Origin of the sequence: Candidatus Hydrogenedens sp. (assembly GCA_035378955.1) — a bacterium.
In the GTDB taxonomy this organism is placed as follows: domain Bacteria; phylum Hydrogenedentota; class Hydrogenedentia; order Hydrogenedentales; family Hydrogenedentaceae; genus Hydrogenedens.
This window is the reverse complement of sequence record DAOSUS010000008.1, coordinates 56,526-73,329: the sequence shown is the minus strand read 5'-3', so window position 1 is coordinate 73,329 and position 16,804 is coordinate 56,526. Positions and strand designations below refer to the sequence as shown.

General features: G+C 36.0%; 14 protein-coding genes. 11 read left to right on the top strand and 3 right to left on the bottom strand.

Annotation, left to right across the window (positions count from 1 at the left end; genetic code table 11):
- Positions 1–71: 71 nt before the first annotated feature.
- Entirely contained in the window at positions 72–1,772 is a 1,701-nt protein-coding gene (gene argS / locus PLA12_03380; protein HOQ31535.1) for an arginine--tRNA ligase, read from the top strand.
- 3 nt (positions 1,773–1,775) lie between these two features.
- On the opposite strand, the gene larA is transcribed toward argS, so the two are convergent.
- On the bottom strand, positions 1,776–3,110 hold the full coding sequence (gene larA, locus PLA12_03375) for a nickel-dependent lactate racemase (GenBank protein ID HOQ31534.1): 1,335 nt from the start codon (positions 3,108–3,110) through the stop codon (positions 1,776–1,778).
- A gap of 80 nt (positions 3,111–3,190) precedes the next feature.
- Between larA and PLA12_03370 the strand changes: the two genes are divergently transcribed.
- The 4 genes from PLA12_03370 to PLA12_03355 are packed head-to-tail and all read left to right on the top strand — an operon-like array spanning position 3,191 to position 6,588.
- On the top strand, positions 3,191–3,730 hold the full coding sequence (locus PLA12_03370) for a type II secretion system protein (GenBank protein HOQ31533.1): 540 nt from the start codon (positions 3,191–3,193) through the stop codon (positions 3,728–3,730).
- Positions 3,727–4,359: a prepilin-type N-terminal cleavage/methylation domain-containing protein gene (locus PLA12_03365; protein ID HOQ31532.1), complete on the top strand. Its 633-nt coding sequence runs from the start codon at positions 3,727–3,729 to the stop codon at positions 4,357–4,359. The genes PLA12_03370 and PLA12_03365 overlap by 4 nt, the downstream gene beginning before the upstream one ends.
- Positions 4,356–5,354: a type II secretion system protein GspK gene (locus PLA12_03360; protein ID HOQ31531.1), complete on the top strand. Its 999-nt coding sequence runs from the start codon at positions 4,356–4,358 to the stop codon at positions 5,352–5,354. Before PLA12_03365 ends, PLA12_03360 begins: the two co-directional genes overlap by 4 nt.
- A gap of 22 nt (positions 5,355–5,376) precedes the next feature.
- Positions 5,377–6,588, top strand: coding sequence for a type II secretion system F family protein (locus tag PLA12_03355; protein ID HOQ31530.1), 1,212 nt, complete (start codon positions 5,377–5,379; stop codon positions 6,586–6,588).
- A gap of 69 nt (positions 6,589–6,657) precedes the next feature.
- On the opposite strand, the gene PLA12_03350 is transcribed toward PLA12_03355, so the two are convergent.
- A complete protein-coding gene (locus PLA12_03350; GenBank protein ID HOQ31529.1) occupies positions 6,658–7,887 on the bottom strand; it encodes a hypothetical protein in 1,230 nt (409 codons plus the stop codon).
- A gap of 141 nt (positions 7,888–8,028) precedes the next feature.
- Here PLA12_03350 and PLA12_03345 point away from each other — a divergent pair, with 141 nt between their 5' ends.
- Positions 8,029–10,155, top strand: a complete 2,127-nt coding sequence (locus PLA12_03345) for a radical SAM protein (GenBank protein HOQ31528.1) — start codon at positions 8,029–8,031, stop codon at positions 10,153–10,155.
- A 3-nt stretch (positions 10,156–10,158) separates the two neighbouring features.
- Positions 10,159–10,947, top strand: a complete 789-nt coding sequence (locus PLA12_03340; GenBank protein HOQ31527.1) for a radical SAM protein — start codon at positions 10,159–10,161, stop codon at positions 10,945–10,947.
- Between the two features lie 6 nt (positions 10,948–10,953).
- Here the strand turns inward: PLA12_03340 and aspS are convergent, their stop codons facing one another.
- Positions 10,954–12,729 carry an aspartate--tRNA ligase gene (aspS, locus tag PLA12_03335; protein HOQ31526.1) on the bottom strand — a complete coding sequence of 592 codons (1,776 nt, stop codon included), beginning with the start codon at positions 12,727–12,729 and terminating at the stop codon, positions 10,954–10,956.
- Between the two features lie 225 nt (positions 12,730–12,954).
- Between aspS and argC the strand changes: the two genes are divergently transcribed.
- From argC to PLA12_03315, 4 genes are all read left to right on the top strand, one after another.
- Positions 12,955–13,965 (top strand): N-acetyl-gamma-glutamyl-phosphate reductase, encoded by a 1,011-nt coding sequence (gene argC, locus PLA12_03330; protein HOQ31525.1) that lies wholly within the window; start codon positions 12,955–12,957, stop codon positions 13,963–13,965.
- A 32-nt stretch (positions 13,966–13,997) separates the two neighbouring features.
- Positions 13,998–15,209, top strand: coding sequence for a bifunctional glutamate N-acetyltransferase/amino-acid acetyltransferase ArgJ (argJ, locus tag PLA12_03325; protein HOQ31524.1), 1,212 nt, complete (start codon positions 13,998–14,000; stop codon positions 15,207–15,209).
- 18 nt (positions 15,210–15,227) lie between these two features.
- Complete coding sequence (gene argB / locus PLA12_03320) at positions 15,228–16,097, top strand: acetylglutamate kinase (GenBank protein ID HOQ31523.1); 870 nt, start codon at positions 15,228–15,230, stop codon at positions 16,095–16,097.
- 70 nt (positions 16,098–16,167) lie between these two features.
- The gene (locus PLA12_03315; GenBank protein HOQ31522.1) at positions 16,168–16,803 is read left to right on the top strand and encodes a MotA/TolQ/ExbB proton channel family protein; all 636 of its coding nucleotides are present in this window, start codon (positions 16,168–16,170) and stop codon (positions 16,801–16,803) included.
- The last annotated feature ends 1 nt before the right edge of the window (position 16,804 follow it).

The window sequence follows — 16,804 nt, the reverse complement described above, 5'->3', positions numbered from 1 at the left end:
TTTTGCAAAAAACTAAAAGATAGTCTTATTTCGTATATATTTAGCCCCTTTATAGAAGGAGTGTTTTTATAGTGTTAGATATAATAAAGAAGTTAAAAAGTAAACTTATTAGTAATTTTGAGGGAATTGGGGATAAAGATATTCTTATTTCTTCACCACCAGATATAAAAATGGGTGATGTGTCCATTCCCCTGTTTGCATTATCTAAAAAACTAAATATCCCATTGCCTGAATTATCGGAAAAGTGCGTGCCTCTGGTAAAAATAGAAACTTTTGTTGATAAAGTTGAACGAGTAGGCGGTTATTTAAATTTGTTCCTCAATAGAGATGTTACTGCGGGGGAAATTATTAAGAAGGTATTAACCGAGAACAAACTGTTTGGTTCTTCATTTTCAGGAAAGGGTAAAAAGGCTCTTATCGAACATACGAGTATTAATCCTAATGCAAGCCCTCATGTAGGACGCGCAAGAAATGCTATGATAGGCGATAGTTTATCTCGAATTTTTCGTTTTGAGGGCTATGATACGGAAGTTCATTACTATGTGAATGACATGGGACGGCAAATAGGTTTGTTGGTTCTCATTTCTGATGAAATTGAGAATTTAGATTTTAACGGGATATTGCAGGCTTATGTTCGGGCTAATCAACGAGCAGAAAACGACCTCGAATTTGCTCAAAAGGGATATGATTTATTGGCAAAGATGGAACAAGGGGATGAAGATGTTCGTAAAAAGTTTTTCCATGTAACAGATATGTGTTTGAAAGGGCAATTACAGGTATTGAAACGGTTAGGTGTAGATTATGACTATTTTGACAGGGAATCTAATTTTATTGAGTCAGAAGAATTGAATAAAGTTTTAGAGGTATTGAAAACGAAAGAGGCATTATTTATTGATGAAGAACAACGATTAACAGTGGATTTGGCTCCATTAGGATATGCACAGGAAGAAGGTAGGTATTTTGTTTTGCGTCGAGCCAATGGAAGTTCCATGTATGGCTATCGTGATTTGGCTTATACCATATATAAAGGACATCGGGGTGCTGATGAGGATATCATCGTTTTAGGAGAAGACCACAAGTTATATTTGCAACAAATTTCTTTAATCTTGTCCAGTGCTGGTTATAAACCCCCTGTTCCTGTATTCTATTCGTATATTTTGTTAAAAGAAGGAAAAATGTCAACAAGACAGGGCAATGTAGTACTCCTTTCCGACTTTTTAGATACTGCTTCTGAGTTGGCTTTTAAGAGGGTGCAAGAACAATGTAAGGAACTTTCAGAGGAAGAACAAAAACTTATTGCAGAACAGGTCGCTGTTTCTGCAATTCGTTTTGCTGTGCTTCGAGTAACTCCAACTAAAAATGTTATTTTTGATATAGAAAGTGCTTTGTCTTTTGAAGGGGATACAGGACCCTACTTGCAGTATAGTTGTGCTCGGATCAAGTCTATTCTTCGCAAATATGGAAAAGAGATTCCCTTGAATATCAATGACAGAATTCCAATACAACAAGATGAAGAATGGATATTAGTTCGAAAGATTTCAGAGTTCCCGTTGACGGTATTAAATAGTATTGAACAACGCAATCCGGCAATTATTGCAGGTTATGCCTTAGATTTAGCACATACTTTTACCTCTTTTTATCACACATGTCCTGTTTTACAGGCAGAAAAAGAGGAAGTAAAAGTAGCACGATTACAAATATGTTCTGCGACATTACAAACCATGCAGAATGCACTCCATCTTTTGGGAATTTCTGTCCCCGACAGAATGTAGATTTTATTTTTCTCCTGAAATATAAGGGACAGAGTATGAAGCATGTGGTAAAAATATCCATGATGGCTTAGAAATCCCAACTTTTTTGAGTTCTTCACGGGCTAATTGGAAACCCTCTTCGATACTACTAATTTTTGTGCCTCCCAATAGGTTTACCCTTTTTTCATCCATTTCTGTAAGAAAATATGTATGAGGAGATTTTTCTAAAGTGGATATTACGGTCTGTCCATTGACTTCTCCATTATTCCGTAGATGAGTAACTAATTGTTCTGGGTTTCCTATTTCAAGCCACTTTTGAAATTGATAACCACCTAATCCTTCTATGCAAGGAGCAATAAAAATTATTTTTCCGTAAGGTTTTTTTCTTGCTTGCCATGCATTTACAAGGGCTTTATGACTTTGGAGAAAATTTTTCGCATCTCCTGCAGAAGCAATTACTATATCTGCAAATTCAGGGACACTAATAGAATACACTTTTTTTGCAAATTCGGCTCCGGTTAGATGTGCTTTAATTAAATCTCCACAAAAGATTTTTAATATCTTTTTATCTGGAGAAAGAACGGTATTAACAATGAAATAATTTTTTTGAGTAAGTAATGTTGCTTCCATTAAATCCTCTGCAACAGGATTACCTTCTAATTTTCCAAGTCTTACATCTGGATGGATTTCACATTTTTCTGGATAAATACTTAATGCATGATTGTGTCGAATGGTAGGTAATGCGGATAAGCCGGGGACTATTAATTTTCTACCTCCTCCAAAACCTGCAAAGTAATGGTACAGAATAGTTCCTGTTAAAATTATAAGGTCGCTGTTTATAACCTCTTTAAATATATATACAGGTGTTCCTCTTTTTGTTTTTCCCAAATACTCATATTGTTCTAAATTATCTGGTTTCGGAATAAATATATTTTGTTTGAAAGTATTATATATTTCAGGTGTCAAAAGTGATTGCAACTCTGTTTCTGTTGGAGGACGATGAGAACCTACAGATACTAAAAACTTTAATTTTTCAGGACTGGCTCCGCAAGCAAATAGTTTATCCATCATTACTTTAATAAACTGTTCAAGACCTGTATATCGGAAAGTATCCGAAATAGCAATAGAAATATTTAGATTATTTATTTTTTGATAGAAGGGGTTTAGGGGATTACCGATAGGATTTTGAACCGCTTTTTCAAATAGTTGTTCAGGCAAATTTTGTGTTTTTGAAAATTGCAATTCAAAAATTCCCTTAAATCCTTCCTGTGGAAGAGATGTTTTTATCTCTTGATTGTTGTAAAATAGAGAAATGGGTATTTTATTTAATAAATTATTTGTGTTATATTTTTTTTGCATATAAGTGTAGATTTGAATAAGAATATTATTTAAATGATAAATTATTATAGAACATTAAAGAGTGGGTAATGGTATTTCTTATGGCAAGAAAAAATTATAATAAGAATAAAATGTTATGGTTGAAGAGAACAAGAGGTTTTACTTTAATCGAGTTAATTGTTGCACTGGCTGTGGTAAGCATAGCAATAACTGCATTAGTGCAGATGTTTACATTAAGTTTAAATCTGGCACAAACATCTCAAAATGCCCTATTAGCCAGTAATTTAGCAAATGAAAAATTGAATTATTTGAAAAATTGCCCAGAGAAATTTATCTGGAAAATTTCTGAGGCTAACGATAAAGAAGGAGTTTTTCCTATTTTAACATCAGAAGATGAAGCCAAGGCGGGGAATGTTGCGGATATACCTATTATAGCGCCCCCAGATTGGGCAAGTTTTAGAAATTATAAAAATATCTCACAAAAATTTCGATGGAAAGCATTCGGAAAATTATTGCCCGAAGATAATAGTTATTACGAAATAGTAGTTACTGTAATATATAAAGAATTTGGGCGAACGAAATATTATACAATCAATTCAATTATCCCTCGTTTCCAGATTGATAAGGTAATTAAGAAATGAAGAAAACGAAACGAACATATAATAGAGGCTTTTCTTTAATTGAGATTATTACAGTTCTAGCTGTTCTTTCCGTGCTGTCTACTATTGGCGTAGTTATGTTCGGTAAGATTATGGATTATCGGCGTCAATCTGAGATTCGGCAGGCTATTAATATTAATTATTTAAGATTAATAAATCGGTTACAATTAGATTTTGACCAGATAGTTCCTCCAACATTTACAAAAGGCTGTTTAACTTCAATTCGACATATTGAAAATGAAAAACGATACCAATCCGTTCCTTTAGATAACGATAAAATATCGTTTCCTATCCTTTATGTAAATTCTGAAGATAAGAATACAATTATGCGGGTGTTTTACTATATAGACCGAAGTTTGGGGGGTGTTCCTGCTCTTGTTAGGGTAGTAAGTCCTTTAGGACAAAAAGAGCCAAGTGGAGCCAGGGAAATTATCATGACAGGTGTTCTTGCAATGAAAATTCATTGCTATGATGGGAATAATTGGTTAGAGCAATGGGATAAACCTTTTTATCCAAAAGCAGTGAAAGTGAGTTTCGTTTTAGTAGATGAAAACAGGATATGGGAACAAGTAGTGCGCGAAAGCACTTTTTGGTTAGGGAATATTCTATGAAATCTATGTTCAATAAAAACCAAAAATCGTTTTATACTTCAAGTAAAAAAGGTGTGGCTTTAATGATAGCCATATCCTTATTAGGAGTTTTTGCCTTATTAGGAATGTATTATGTGCGTGATGCAGAAACTGAAATGAGAAGGACTGTCCTGCTTTTAGATGAAATGAGGGTAAGAGAATATGCAAAAACGGGTATAAGTTCCGCATTGGTAGAGTTAGAAAAGGCATGGCGAACGGATACAGTTTCGGAATTAATAGATAAATGTCCTCTTGAGTTTAGTTACCCTTACTATAAACAAGAATATAAGGGAAATGGGACTTTTGCATTAGAACCATCGGATACAATAAGTGTTAATGTGAAAGTCTGGATAACAGACGAAAGTGGAAAAATAAATTTAAATTGCAGTCCAGCAAGTGTGCTGCAGAAAATATTAAATACAAATGGCGAAATAGCGAGAAGAATTGTTTCAAATTTGCCAAATTCAGGAGTATCCTCGTCCACAGGGGAATGGTTTTATCTGGTAGAAGAACTATATGGTACAAAGGGGTTCATTCAGGGAGAGTTTAATGAACAAATAATAAATTTTGTTTCCACATGGAATGCGGGCAATCCCAATAATCCTGTTCCTTATTTGAATATTAATAAAGCACCTGTCGAAGTTTTAATGGCTTTGTTTAACATAAATTCTGATGAAGCACAGAAAATTACAAATGCCCGTCCGATAAAATCAATGAATGACCTAATTACAATATTGGGGAAACCTACAACGGGGTATAATATAAAAGTTGATAATATGTCCTCGAATTGGCAGTTCCCGTTTACAGAAAAGTCAAACAGTTTTAAGGTTTCAGTTATAGCAGAACTTAGTAGAGAAGTTTCGGGCAAGAAATACAACCGTGTTTTTGCTTCAAAAGAAGCAGGTATTGTGTTTGTAGAAGGTAATCCGATGGTTGTTTGGAATAGAAATATCCCGGCAGAAAAAATAAAAAATTGATAACGACATAAGGAGAACAGCGATGGCTGAGAAAAACGCCGAAGGAATTAAAAAAATTCGGAAATCCACAAAAGGAAAGGTACAGAGTCTCTCTCAAATCGTCAGTGAGGAAGAAGTAATTCGACGAGAACCTGGAGTTAGTAATACTTTCTCAATGAGTTTATCTTTTATGAGAAAAAGTACCGTTCGTTATCAGGAAATTACAGATTTTCTCCGACAATTGATAATGCTTCTGGAGTCCGGTACGCCTTTGTTGAAATCATTAAAGACTCTGGCTCAACGAGGTCAATCGGAAGCCATACGAGGATTGATTAATGATATGGCGTTATATGTAGAAGAGGGTAATCCCTTATGGCAAGCATTTGATAGACATCCGCGTTATTTTGATACCGTTTTTGTAAATTTAATCAAAGCCAGTGAAGCCAGTGGTACCCTTACTACAGTTCTACAACGATTAGTGGATTATCGCCAGAGAAGAGATTTGCTTCGAAGAAAAGTGCGTGGTGCTCTTTTCTATCCGATAGTCCTTGTAATTGCATGTTTGGGAGTGTTGTTGCTACTTACTAATTTCGTCGTTCCACAATTTCGAGATATGTATGAAAAACAGAGTATTAAAATTCCCCCTGCCACAGAACTGTTTTTTAGGGTTTCTGATTGGTTCCGTGTTTGGTGGTGGTTGCCTATTGTATTAATACTTATTCTGATATTGTTTTATCAGGTATGGTTCATCCGAAATCCACTTCGCCGATTATCTGCGGACCGTTTCAAGTTAAAAATCCCTATTATAGGAAAAATAATCCATAAATATGCTATCGTCGAAATGATGAGAACATGGTCATTGCTATTAAGAAGTGGGCTTTCCATGATGTCATCGTTGGAACTCACAAAATACTCTATTCATAATCAAGCAGTGGCTCAAAGTTTGCAATCTTTGCGAGATTCTATTGAACGCGGAGGTGGTTTGGAAGCACCTTTACGGGCTTCTGCTGATGTAATACCTCCTGTGGTTGCCGATATGTTGATAACAGGCGAAGAATCTGGAAGTATAGATAAGATAGCAGAACAAATCGCCGATATATACGATAACGAAGTTCAAGTAGCGGTTGATTCTTTAGGGGAAGCCTTGCAACCTATATTTACAATTGTTGTAGGTATTATTGTGGTTACTCTATTTGTTTCATTGTTCTATCCGATGATTAGTATGATAGAACAGATAACAAACGCCAGCGTCTAACAAATTCATAAATAAAAAACAGGGCAAACATAATAAAAAATGGTTGCCCTGTTTTGTGTTATGGATAAATTAGTTACTTGCAAAAACACTCTGGATGGTTTGTAAATCAATACCTAATATTTCCTCTGTCAGATAATTTAATTCTTTTTCACTTCCTATAAAGTGAAATGTGCGATGGGTATGTTCAACATGTTCTCCCTTTTTCAATTCTTCTGCTGGCGAAGAAGTTTCCAGTTCATAGAAGGGTCCTAAGGGCTTTTTCCCGGGACCTAACGGACCGTCGTTATACGAATTGATTACATCACCTCCATACGGTTCTTTTTGCAGTTCCCACATAGAATTTACATAGGGTTTTGGAACATCGGGTTTACTATATTGAACAATAGTTAAAACTTTATTTTTGGCATCAAAACTTCCACAAACAGATAATGCCCGTTTAGGTGAAATTCCAATTTTACTGCGATATTGACCATCGCCACGGAAGAAAACCACATTATCCCTTACAATTAGTCGGTCTGCTGGAACTTTGCCAAAATAAGCATCGTTTACTTTCGGACCTAAATTTTCTTCGGAACCGGGTAAAAAGGGTATAACGATGGTTGTTTCGGGGGAGGGGTTGAACATTCCTAATATCCAGATAGAGAGCAAACCTTTTTCCTTATTCCAATCTTCCGTGCCTGTATTGGTAATTTTATTCTTGGATTCAACACCTATATATTTGACACCTGAAGGGATTCTAACTCCTAAGGCTCCTGCTATTTGTTCTTTAGATAAAATGCTAACGGTGCGTTCGATTGATATCTGAAAATCAGTTCCTGTCCAGTTTTTTAATTTCGCATCTTTTCGGAAAGAAACTTGTTTATCATTTTGAGAAACTATTTCATACGGTTCTGTATCAATAACAGCAGGTGTTTGCCAATGTTCTAAATCAAAAGGTGCATTGGGAGGAAAGAAAATACCATATTGTCCACCTTCTGGACCAATCCAGAAACGGTCTTCACCTCCAAAGACATTAATATGAGGTTCAAATTTTTTTGAAGAAATTAATTCACGGTTAATCCAGCCGAAACTTAACCCTTCAGGTCCCTCCGCTGTGCTTGTCATTATCCGACCCTGATATTCAGGAACAATGGCTACTTCTCCATTCGATTCTGTATCTTTTAATAGAATGACGGTTACATATTGTTTCAAAAATTCTACATCATCTTTGAAACGAGAATCAGTAAAAGCGGTATTATAAGAAGAGCATAAAAAGAACATTAAGAAAGATAAACCTATAACGAACATTACCTTTGTCATATTTTTTTCTCCTTTTGTTAATCGTTAATAAGTGTAAAGTAACATGGTTTATGTTTTCAGAATATTAAAACAGAAATATTATAATATAACTTTGAAGAAGAAACTCACTAATTTTAATACAACTCAGAGAGGATTTTCGCTATGAAATTGTTTTCGTATAAAAAAACACAAAAGAAAAATGTAAAAATTCTTTATATTCTTCCTTCACATTATGATGATGATGGTTATCCTTATCATTTCTGGAAAGGATTATTGCCATCCAATACACTTGTATGTATGAGGGCTCTGACACAAAAGTTGATTAATGAAAAGAAATTTGAGGAACAATTTGAGGTTCATGTCGAAATAAGAGATGAATTTGTTCAAAGGATAGATGTAGATAAAATTGTCCATGAAAGTAAAAAACGAGATGAAATTTTGATAGTAGGGCTGGTAGGTGTGCAGACCAATATGTTCGCACGGGCAAGTGATTTGGCTATAATGTTTCGCAAATATCAAGTGCCCGTGATAATAGGAGGCTTTCATGTTAGTGGGGTTATGAAACTGTTCGGACCTGATGCCCCTGATTTGAAATTTTTAATGGATAAGGGTGTGAGTTTCGTTTGTGGCGAAGTAGAAGGAGACGGTGTCCTTTCTAATATATTGAATGATGCTATAAATGGCAAACTACAACCGTATTATAGGGTGTTAGAATCTCCTGATATTCAGGATGCCCCTATCCCTGTAGCAGACCCCGAATATTTAAAACACTTTATGCAACCAATGTGTACGATAGATACAAGCCGTGGATGTCCATTTAATTGTTCTTTCTGCACCATAATTAATGTTCAGGGTAGGAAAATTAGGTGTCGTTCTGCAGAAAAGATTTTACAAATAGTTGAGCAAAATTATGACAACGGGTTTTTCAGTTATTTCTTTACAGATGACAATATGTCCCGTTCTCCTATCTGGAAAGAACTTTTTATGGGACTTATAGAATTAAAACAAAAAGGTAAAAAAATTCGATTCATGATGCAAATTGATACGCAATCATGGAAAATCCCTGATTTTGTTCGTATGGCATCAGAAGCAGGATGTTATCTTGTTTTTATCGGAATGGAAAGTGTTAATCCACAAAATCTTGTATTGATGGGAAAAACACAAAATAAAACATCCGAATATGCGGAGATGGTAGAAACATGGCATAAGGCAGGGGTTCTTGTCCATGTGGGTTATATTTTAGGTATGCCTTGTGATACTCCACAAAGCATTCTCCATGATGTTAAATTGTTAAAAACTGAAGTAAAGGTTGATGAAGCCTCTTTTTTCATTATGACGCCACTTCCAGGTTCTAAAGACCATAAAGAGAGGTTAGAAAGAGGGGAACAAATATCAGAGGATTACAACAACTATGATAGTTGTCATGAAACTTTTCCGCATCCTAATTTCAAAGTAGGAGAGTTAAAAAAATCATGGCTAAAAGCATGGTCCCTTTTTTATTCCAAAGACAATATTATTGATATATTACTTCGTTGCCCGCCGGAACAGTACTGGAATGCTTTTTGGTTGACCTTGTGGAATCGCTATTCTACTCTATTAAGCAATCATCCTATGAGTATGGGATTTTTAAGAAAAAAGGGGCGGAAGGAGCGTCGTCAAACAATGGAAATGGAAAGTATCGGTGCTTTTTTACACAGAAGAATAAAAGATTTTGTTAATCAAGTTAAAGTAATTATGCAGGTATTTTATGAATATCAGGAAATATGGTTATTAACACGGAAACAGTTGAAAGAGAAAAGGGACTCTTTAGCCTCTGCTTATTCTTATCTTCAGGAAATTCGTGCCCATTTAATACAAATATTGCAGTCCAATCAATATGCCCAATTTGTATCTCAGGAGTATGAACAAATTATTCAAAAGACCAACGAGTTGCTATTACAATTATCCCAAACATCGGGACAGATGAATCGTAAAATACAGAGAAAGTTGGAACAGCAATTAAGTGGGTTAAAAGAACAGGTAAACAGTTTCAAGTCCTGTGTACCTAATTTTGAAAACTTAATCCGATTTGATTCCCTGGTAAAGAAGAAGATAATTTGTAGTTACGAAGAAATAATGATAAAATCAGTTGCCCATCGAAGAAAAATTAATCGTTGGTGGATAGGATTAAAACATGATTTATCTATTGGAAGATTTCGATGGCAAAAGATGTTTTATATACCAGGAGTATTGTTTTTTGAAATTTTTACAGGATTGAGATTTGCCATATCAGCAGTTCGGATGAAGTAAAACATGCAAGAAATAAATATTCAACATCGCAGGGTAGGAGTAATTATGTTTCATGGTGCCTGTTCCATGAGTTGCCTATTCTGTATTACAGAAAATACCCTATCAGAAATGACGCCGAAACAGGTAGAAAAAGTCCTGGAAATAGTTAAAGGGCGAGAAATGGAAAGTGTTGTTTTTGGTGGAGGAGAACCTTTGCAATGGAAATATCCTTTATCCCATTCAATAAATTTAGCAAAAACAATGGGTCTTCATACTCAAGTAGGAACAAATGGGGTTGGTTTAACTCCTAATGTGATAGAAAACTTGAATGCTGACCGATATGTTCTACCTCTTGATTCAAATAATCCTCAGGTTCATAATTATCTGCGAAAAGGTTTTCGAAAACACTACGATTTAATAAAGCAAAGGTTGAAATATTTAACAGAAAAGGGAATTCCTTTTACTGTTTCTACCGTTGTTTGCAAAATAAATTTAGATATGTTAAATGAGATAACTGCTTTTTTACTTCATTTATGGGAAAAAGGAGCGAAGATTCATGCATGGCATTTATATCGTTTTCTGCCTCTGGGAAGGAATGGATTTAAAAATGCAGATATGCTGAATATCTCTAAAAATGAATACTTCGATAAAACAGAAGAAATAAAAAAACGCGACCTGCCATTTTTTGTTTATCGAAGACCGAATATGCAGTTATCAAAAGAAGTAGATTTTTTCTGGGTTGAGGAAGACCATATAAAAATAGGAAGCGAGGTCTGGAGAGAAAAGAACTCGCCTTTTTGTTTATGTAAATGACCTACCTTACTTATTTTTAGGGGGGACGATAGTAATATGCAGTTCTTGAAGTTGTTTTGGTGTAACCTCACTGGGTGCGCCCATAAGAAGGTCGCGTGCTTTTTGATTTAGTGGGAAGGCAATCACTTCACGAATATTGGGGGAGTCTGTCAAAAGCATTAATATTCGGTCAAAACCAGGGGCTATACCTCCGTGAGGAGGAGCTCCGTAATGAAATGCTTTCCATAATGCTGGAAATTTATTTTTAACAACTTCAGGAGGATAACCAACAATTTCAAATGCTTTTAACATAATTTCTGGCTTATGGTTACGAATAGCACCGGAAGAAAGTTCCACTCCATTGCAAACGATGTCGTACTGGTATGCCAATATATCCAGCGGGTTTTTGTTGAGTAATACATCCATTCCACCTTGAGGCATAGAAAATGGGTTATGAGAGAAATCGTAATGTTTTTCTTCCTCATTCCATTCGAACATAGGGAAATCCACAATCCAGCAGAAGGCTACTTGATTAGAATCTATCATATTCAATTGACGAGCAAGATATGTGCGAACCTTACCCATAAGTGTATTGGTTTCATTTCTGGAACCTGCCCCAAAGAAAACGGCATCGCCCTCATTCATCTGAAGTTTTTGTATAAGGGCTTTTTTCTCTTCTTCTTTCATGAATTTCGCTATAGGACCTTTGAAATCACCTTCTTTTAGGATAAGCCATGCTAAACCTTTTGCACCTTCGCTTTTTGCATATTCTTCTGCATCATCAAAGAATTTTCGAGGTTGTTGGTCTGCATGAGGTAAATGAATTACCTTGATAACCCCTCCAGTAGCCACCTGTGCACTGAAAACCTTAAGGTCTGAATGTGCAAAAATATCTGTGCAATCATGCATTTCTAATCCATAACGCAAATCAGGCTTATCGGTACCATATTTTTCCATAGCCTCTCGGTAGGGAATTCGTGGAAATTTTTCCCAGATAATATTTTTATTTGAGAGTTCTTTAAATATACGAACCATTAATAATTCAAGTTCGTCAAAAATATCTTCCTGAGTAACAAACGACATTTCAATATCTATCTGGTAGAATTCCCCAGGGCTACGGTCTGCACGGGAATCTTCATCACGAAAACAGGGGGCTATCTGGAAATATCTATCAAAACCCGAAATCATTAATAATTGTTTAAATTGCTGAGGAGCCTGAGGTAGTGCGTAAAATTGCCCTGGATATATTCGACTGGGCACAAGGAAATCACGAGCACCTTCTGGTGAGGAACTTGTAAGGATAGGTGTATGAAATTCATTAAAACCGCGAGAAATAAGGTGTTCTCTAACAAGTTTTGCCAATTGAGTACGCAACATAATATTTTTATGAAGGGTATTTCTCCGGAGGTCTAAAAATCGGTATTCTAATCGAAGTTCTTCGGGCGCATCTATTTCTTTATTAACAGGGAAAGGCAATTGTTCACAGGCAGATTCCAGAAGGAAACTGGTTGCAACCACTTCAATTTCGCCAGTATCAATATTTGGATTAACTGTTTCAGGGGTTCGAGCAACAACTTCCCCTTCAATAGTAATTACACTTTCATTTCTTACAGTTTCTACCTCCGAGAAAAAAGGACGGTCTGGATTTACAACTATTTGTGTAATTCCATAATGGTCACGCAAATCAATAAAAATAACTCCTCCATGGTCTCGTTTTGTATGTACCCAACCTGATAGTTTTACTACCTTACCAACATCGGATTTTCTTAATTGATTACAGTTATGTGTGCGAAATGGATGCATTTTATTTTTTCTCCTGCCTATGATATTTTGAAGTAATGATATATAACTTTAATTTTTGTATTTTCAAATGATGATAAACACATATAAAATCTATATTTTAAAAAAAACGGTAATTAAGAGTATAATATCCACTTAATCCCCCAATAAATATTTATCGGAATGATAGTTTAAATGAATAAGGGGAAGTTTTTCAATGTAAGAACCTATACCTTTTAGGAGTTAAACATGATAAAAGTAGGAATTGTCGGAGCAATAGGTTATGCGGGAAGAGAATTTATTCGTCTTCTCGTGGCACATCCTCAGGCAAAATTAGTTTGCGCTGTAGAAATGGAAACGGGCAAAAAATTACAGGATGTTCTTCCCAATCTTCGTAAATTGGTGGATATAGAATTAGAAATATTTGACCCGGATGTCATTGCGAAAAAATGTGATGTAGTATTTTTTGCTTTACCAGCAGGAAAATCTATGCCATTGGCTTCAGAGTTGGTAAAAAGAGGTGTGATAGTGATGGACTTAGGTTCGGATTTCCGAATAAAAGATGCGGAACAATACTCAAAGTTTTATAAGTTGGAATATACTCATCCAGAATTGGTATCTCGTTCGATTTATGGTTTGGTCCCATGGTATCGAGAACAAATTAAAAAAGCAGATATAGTTGCTGTTCCAGGATGTTTCCCGATTAGTAATATATTGCCCTTGCGTCCTTTAGTTCCCTATGCGGAACCCGATATTCCAATAGTTATTGATTCTGTTTCGGGTGTTTCCGGTGCAGGACGGAGTTTAAACGAGCTGTTTCATTTCCCCAATATGAATGAAAATATGCGGGCATATCGAATTGGAACTCATCAACACATTCCCGAGATAGAACAAGAAATTGGTGGAAAATATAAAGTACAATTTACTCCACATGTAGCACCTCTTACGCGTGGAATTTTATCTACGATCACATTGAGACCCACAAAAGAAGTAAACCCATCTGAAATATATAAATGTTATGATAACGAGCCTTTTGTTCGTGTTTTGCCGCAAGGGCAGTTTCCAGAGATTAACTATGTTCGTAATTCCAACTTTTGTGATATTGGCTGGACTTATGATGATAGAACAGGAAATATTGTTATTGTTAGTGCGATAGATAATCTGGTAGGGGGAACAGCAGGTATGGGTATCCAATGTTTGAATGTTCGCTTTGGATTTCCCGAAGATACAGGACTTCGTTTCCCAGGAATGATGCCATAATATAAGTTTTAAATTAAAGGAGAAAAGTAAATATGAATATAGTCCCTATAGATGGTGGTATATGTGCGAGTTTAGGATTTGAATCATCGGCAGCCTCTGCGGGTATAAAAAATCCAGAAAATAAGAGATTGGATTGTGCTTTAGTCTTTTCTAAAGATAAAGCAACTGTTGCAGGAACATTTACAACAAATCGTGTTAAGGCCGCTCCCGTATTATGGTGTCAGAGGATTTGTGCAAAGGGCGAGGCTCAGGCTGTATTTATTAATAGCGGAAATGCCAATGCATGCACAGGAGAACGCGGCTTAAATGATGTAGAAAAAATAGCAGAAGAAGTAGCAACATTATTAAAGATTGATAAGACACAAGTATTAGTTATGAGCACAGGGGTTATTGGAGTTCCCTTACCTATGGATAGAATTAAAAAAGGGGTAAATGAATGTGTGAAATCTTTGTCGTCGGAAAATCATTTAAATTCCGCAAAAGCGATTATGACTACAGATACAGTTCCCAAAGAATATGCAGTGGCTGTGCAATTATCCGAAGGTATAGTTCGTATTGGTGGAATGGCAAAAGGGGCAGGAATGATTTGTCCTAATATGGCTACTATGTTATCGGTTATAACTACAGATGCAGGAATAGCCAAAGAAAAACTCAGAGAATTACTTCTGCGAGCTGTCCAGAAATCATTTAATTGTATTGCTGTTGATAACGATATGAGTACAAACGACTCGGTGATATTATTGGCTAATGGAGCCTCTGGTATAAAAATCCAATCAGGCACGGAGGATGAAGAGTCCTTTTATCAAGGTTTACTTCAAGTATGTATGCGATTAGCACGAAATATTGTTGCTGATGGAGAGGGGGCAACTAAATTCATTGAGATTAAGATAACTGGAGCAGATACCATAGATGATGCAAAAAAGATAGCAAAATCCATTGCGGTTTCCCAGTTATGCAAGACAGCCTTTTTTGGGGGCGACCCCAACTGGGGTAGAATACTATGTGCCATAGGATATAGCGGTGTCCCTATAGAGCCTGAAAAAATCAAACTATGGATAGGGAATATACTTGTTTTTGAAAAAGGACTCCCCACTAACTATGAAGAGAAAGAAGTTGCAGAAATAATGAGAAACAAAGAGTTTGTTATTCGGGCAGATTTAGGTATGGGGTCGGAGGAAATCTATTATTGGACTTCTGATTTAAGTTATGATTATGTAAAAATAAATGCAGATTATAGAACCTAAACTTTACAAGGAAAGTTTATGGACAAACTTATAGAAAAAGCTAATGTCCTGATTGAAGCATTGCCCTATATCCGTGAGTTCTGGGGTAAGACAGTAGTTGTAAAATACGGTGGTGCTGCAATGATAGATGAACGATTACGGCAAAGTACAGCAGAAGACATTGTTCTAATGAAATATGTTGGAATGAATCCGATAGTTGTTCATGGAGGTGGTCCTTCAATAAATGAAATGCTCAAGAAGTTAGGGATTACACCCCAATTTAGCCCTCAGGGACTTAGAATTACGGATGATAAGACTATATCGGTTGTGGAAATGGTTCTTTCTGGAGTAGTAAATAAAGATATAGTCGCTTTAATAAATTGTGTGGGAGGTTCTGCTGTCGGTATCAGTGGGAAAGATGGCGGATTGCTTTATGCTGTAAAAAAATACGCAGATGATGGGACAGATATTGGTCAGGTAGGTAGAATTACAAAGGTGGAAACCAAAATTATTCAGGTTTTATGCGAATCAGGTTTTATCCCGGTGGTTGCTCCGCTGGCAACAGATGAATTTGGAGGAGTATGGAATATCAATGCCGATACCGTAGCCGGTGATATCGCCTCTGCAATGAGGGCAGAAAAATTAGTGTTTTTAACCGATACTCCCGGTTTGCTTCGGGACCCTTCCAATCCGGAAACATTAATTCATCAATTGCCCTCTAATGAAGTTCAGCGTTTGAAGGAAGAAAAAATAATTAGTGGCGGAATGATACCTAAAATTGAATCATGTCTTAAAGCATTAGACCATGGGGTACGCAAAACTCATATTATAGATGGACGTATTCCTCATAGTTTATTGCTTGAAATATTTACCCGAGAGGGATTAGGAACCCTTGTATATCTTTCTTGATATTTTGTCGTAATAAATATTGTTAAAAAAACTTTAAAGTTATAAATCTATCTGAAAAGGAGATTATCTAATGCCAATGGACCCTCTTGAAATTATGTTTAAAGGTGGGATTTTAATGTGGCCTATCCTGCTTTGTTCTGTGATAGGTGTTTGTATTATTATTGAGCGATTTTGGTTTCTACGAAAGGCAGGAATTGATACGAGTGAATTTATGGACACAATTCGTCAGGTGCTTCGCCAGAATCGTATCCAGGACGCCGTAGATATTTGTAATCGCGTAGATGCCCCCGTAGCGAGAATATTAAAAGCAGGAATCTTAAAGTATAAGAAATCGAAGGAGGAAATTCGAGAATCCATAGAAGATGCAGGACAGATGGAAATTCCCCGTTTGGAAAGGTATCTATCCGCACTGGCAACATGTGCAAGTATAGCCCCTTTATTGGGATTGTTGGGAACAGTGCAAGGGATGATAAAGTGTTTCGCTGCTATTCAGAATAAAAGGGGACAGGTCAATCCTTCAGACCTTGCAGAGGGTATTTCCAATGCATTAATTACTACCGCCGCAGGATTAACCGTAGCCATTCCTCTATTAGTGTTTTATAACTATTTTGTATCAAGAGTAGATAATATGATTGTAGAAATGGAGATTAGTTCTTCGGAATTAGTAGATTTGCTAACACGGCATCAGGGAGACAAGGAGATTTAAT

Coding starts and splice junctions, on each gene's coding strand:
- larA (HOQ31534.1), bottom strand. CDS start 3,110: ATGCAAAAAAAATATAACACAAATAATTTATTAAATAAAATACCCATT.
- PLA12_03370 (HOQ31533.1), top strand. CDS start 3,191: ATGGCAAGAAAAAATTATAATAAGAATAAAATGTTATGGTTGAAGAGA.
- PLA12_03365 (HOQ31532.1), top strand. CDS start 3,727: ATGAAGAAAACGAAACGAACATATAATAGAGGCTTTTCTTTAATTGAG.
- PLA12_03360 (HOQ31531.1), top strand. CDS start 4,356: ATGAAATCTATGTTCAATAAAAACCAAAAATCGTTTTATACTTCAAGT.
- PLA12_03355 (HOQ31530.1), top strand. CDS start 5,377: ATGGCTGAGAAAAACGCCGAAGGAATTAAAAAAATTCGGAAATCCACA.
- PLA12_03350 (HOQ31529.1), bottom strand. CDS start 7,887: ATGACAAAGGTAATGTTCGTTATAGGTTTATCTTTCTTAATGTTCTTT.
- PLA12_03345 (HOQ31528.1), top strand. CDS start 8,029: ATGAAATTGTTTTCGTATAAAAAAACACAAAAGAAAAATGTAAAAATT.
- PLA12_03340 (HOQ31527.1), top strand. CDS start 10,159: ATGCAAGAAATAAATATTCAACATCGCAGGGTAGGAGTAATTATGTTT.
- aspS (HOQ31526.1), bottom strand. CDS start 12,729: ATGCATCCATTTCGCACACATAACTGTAATCAATTAAGAAAATCCGAT.
- argC (HOQ31525.1), top strand. CDS start 12,955: ATGATAAAAGTAGGAATTGTCGGAGCAATAGGTTATGCGGGAAGAGAA.
- argJ (HOQ31524.1), top strand. CDS start 13,998: ATGAATATAGTCCCTATAGATGGTGGTATATGTGCGAGTTTAGGATTT.
- argB (HOQ31523.1), top strand. CDS start 15,228: ATGGACAAACTTATAGAAAAAGCTAATGTCCTGATTGAAGCATTGCCC.
- PLA12_03315 (HOQ31522.1), top strand. CDS start 16,168: ATGCCAATGGACCCTCTTGAAATTATGTTTAAAGGTGGGATTTTAATG.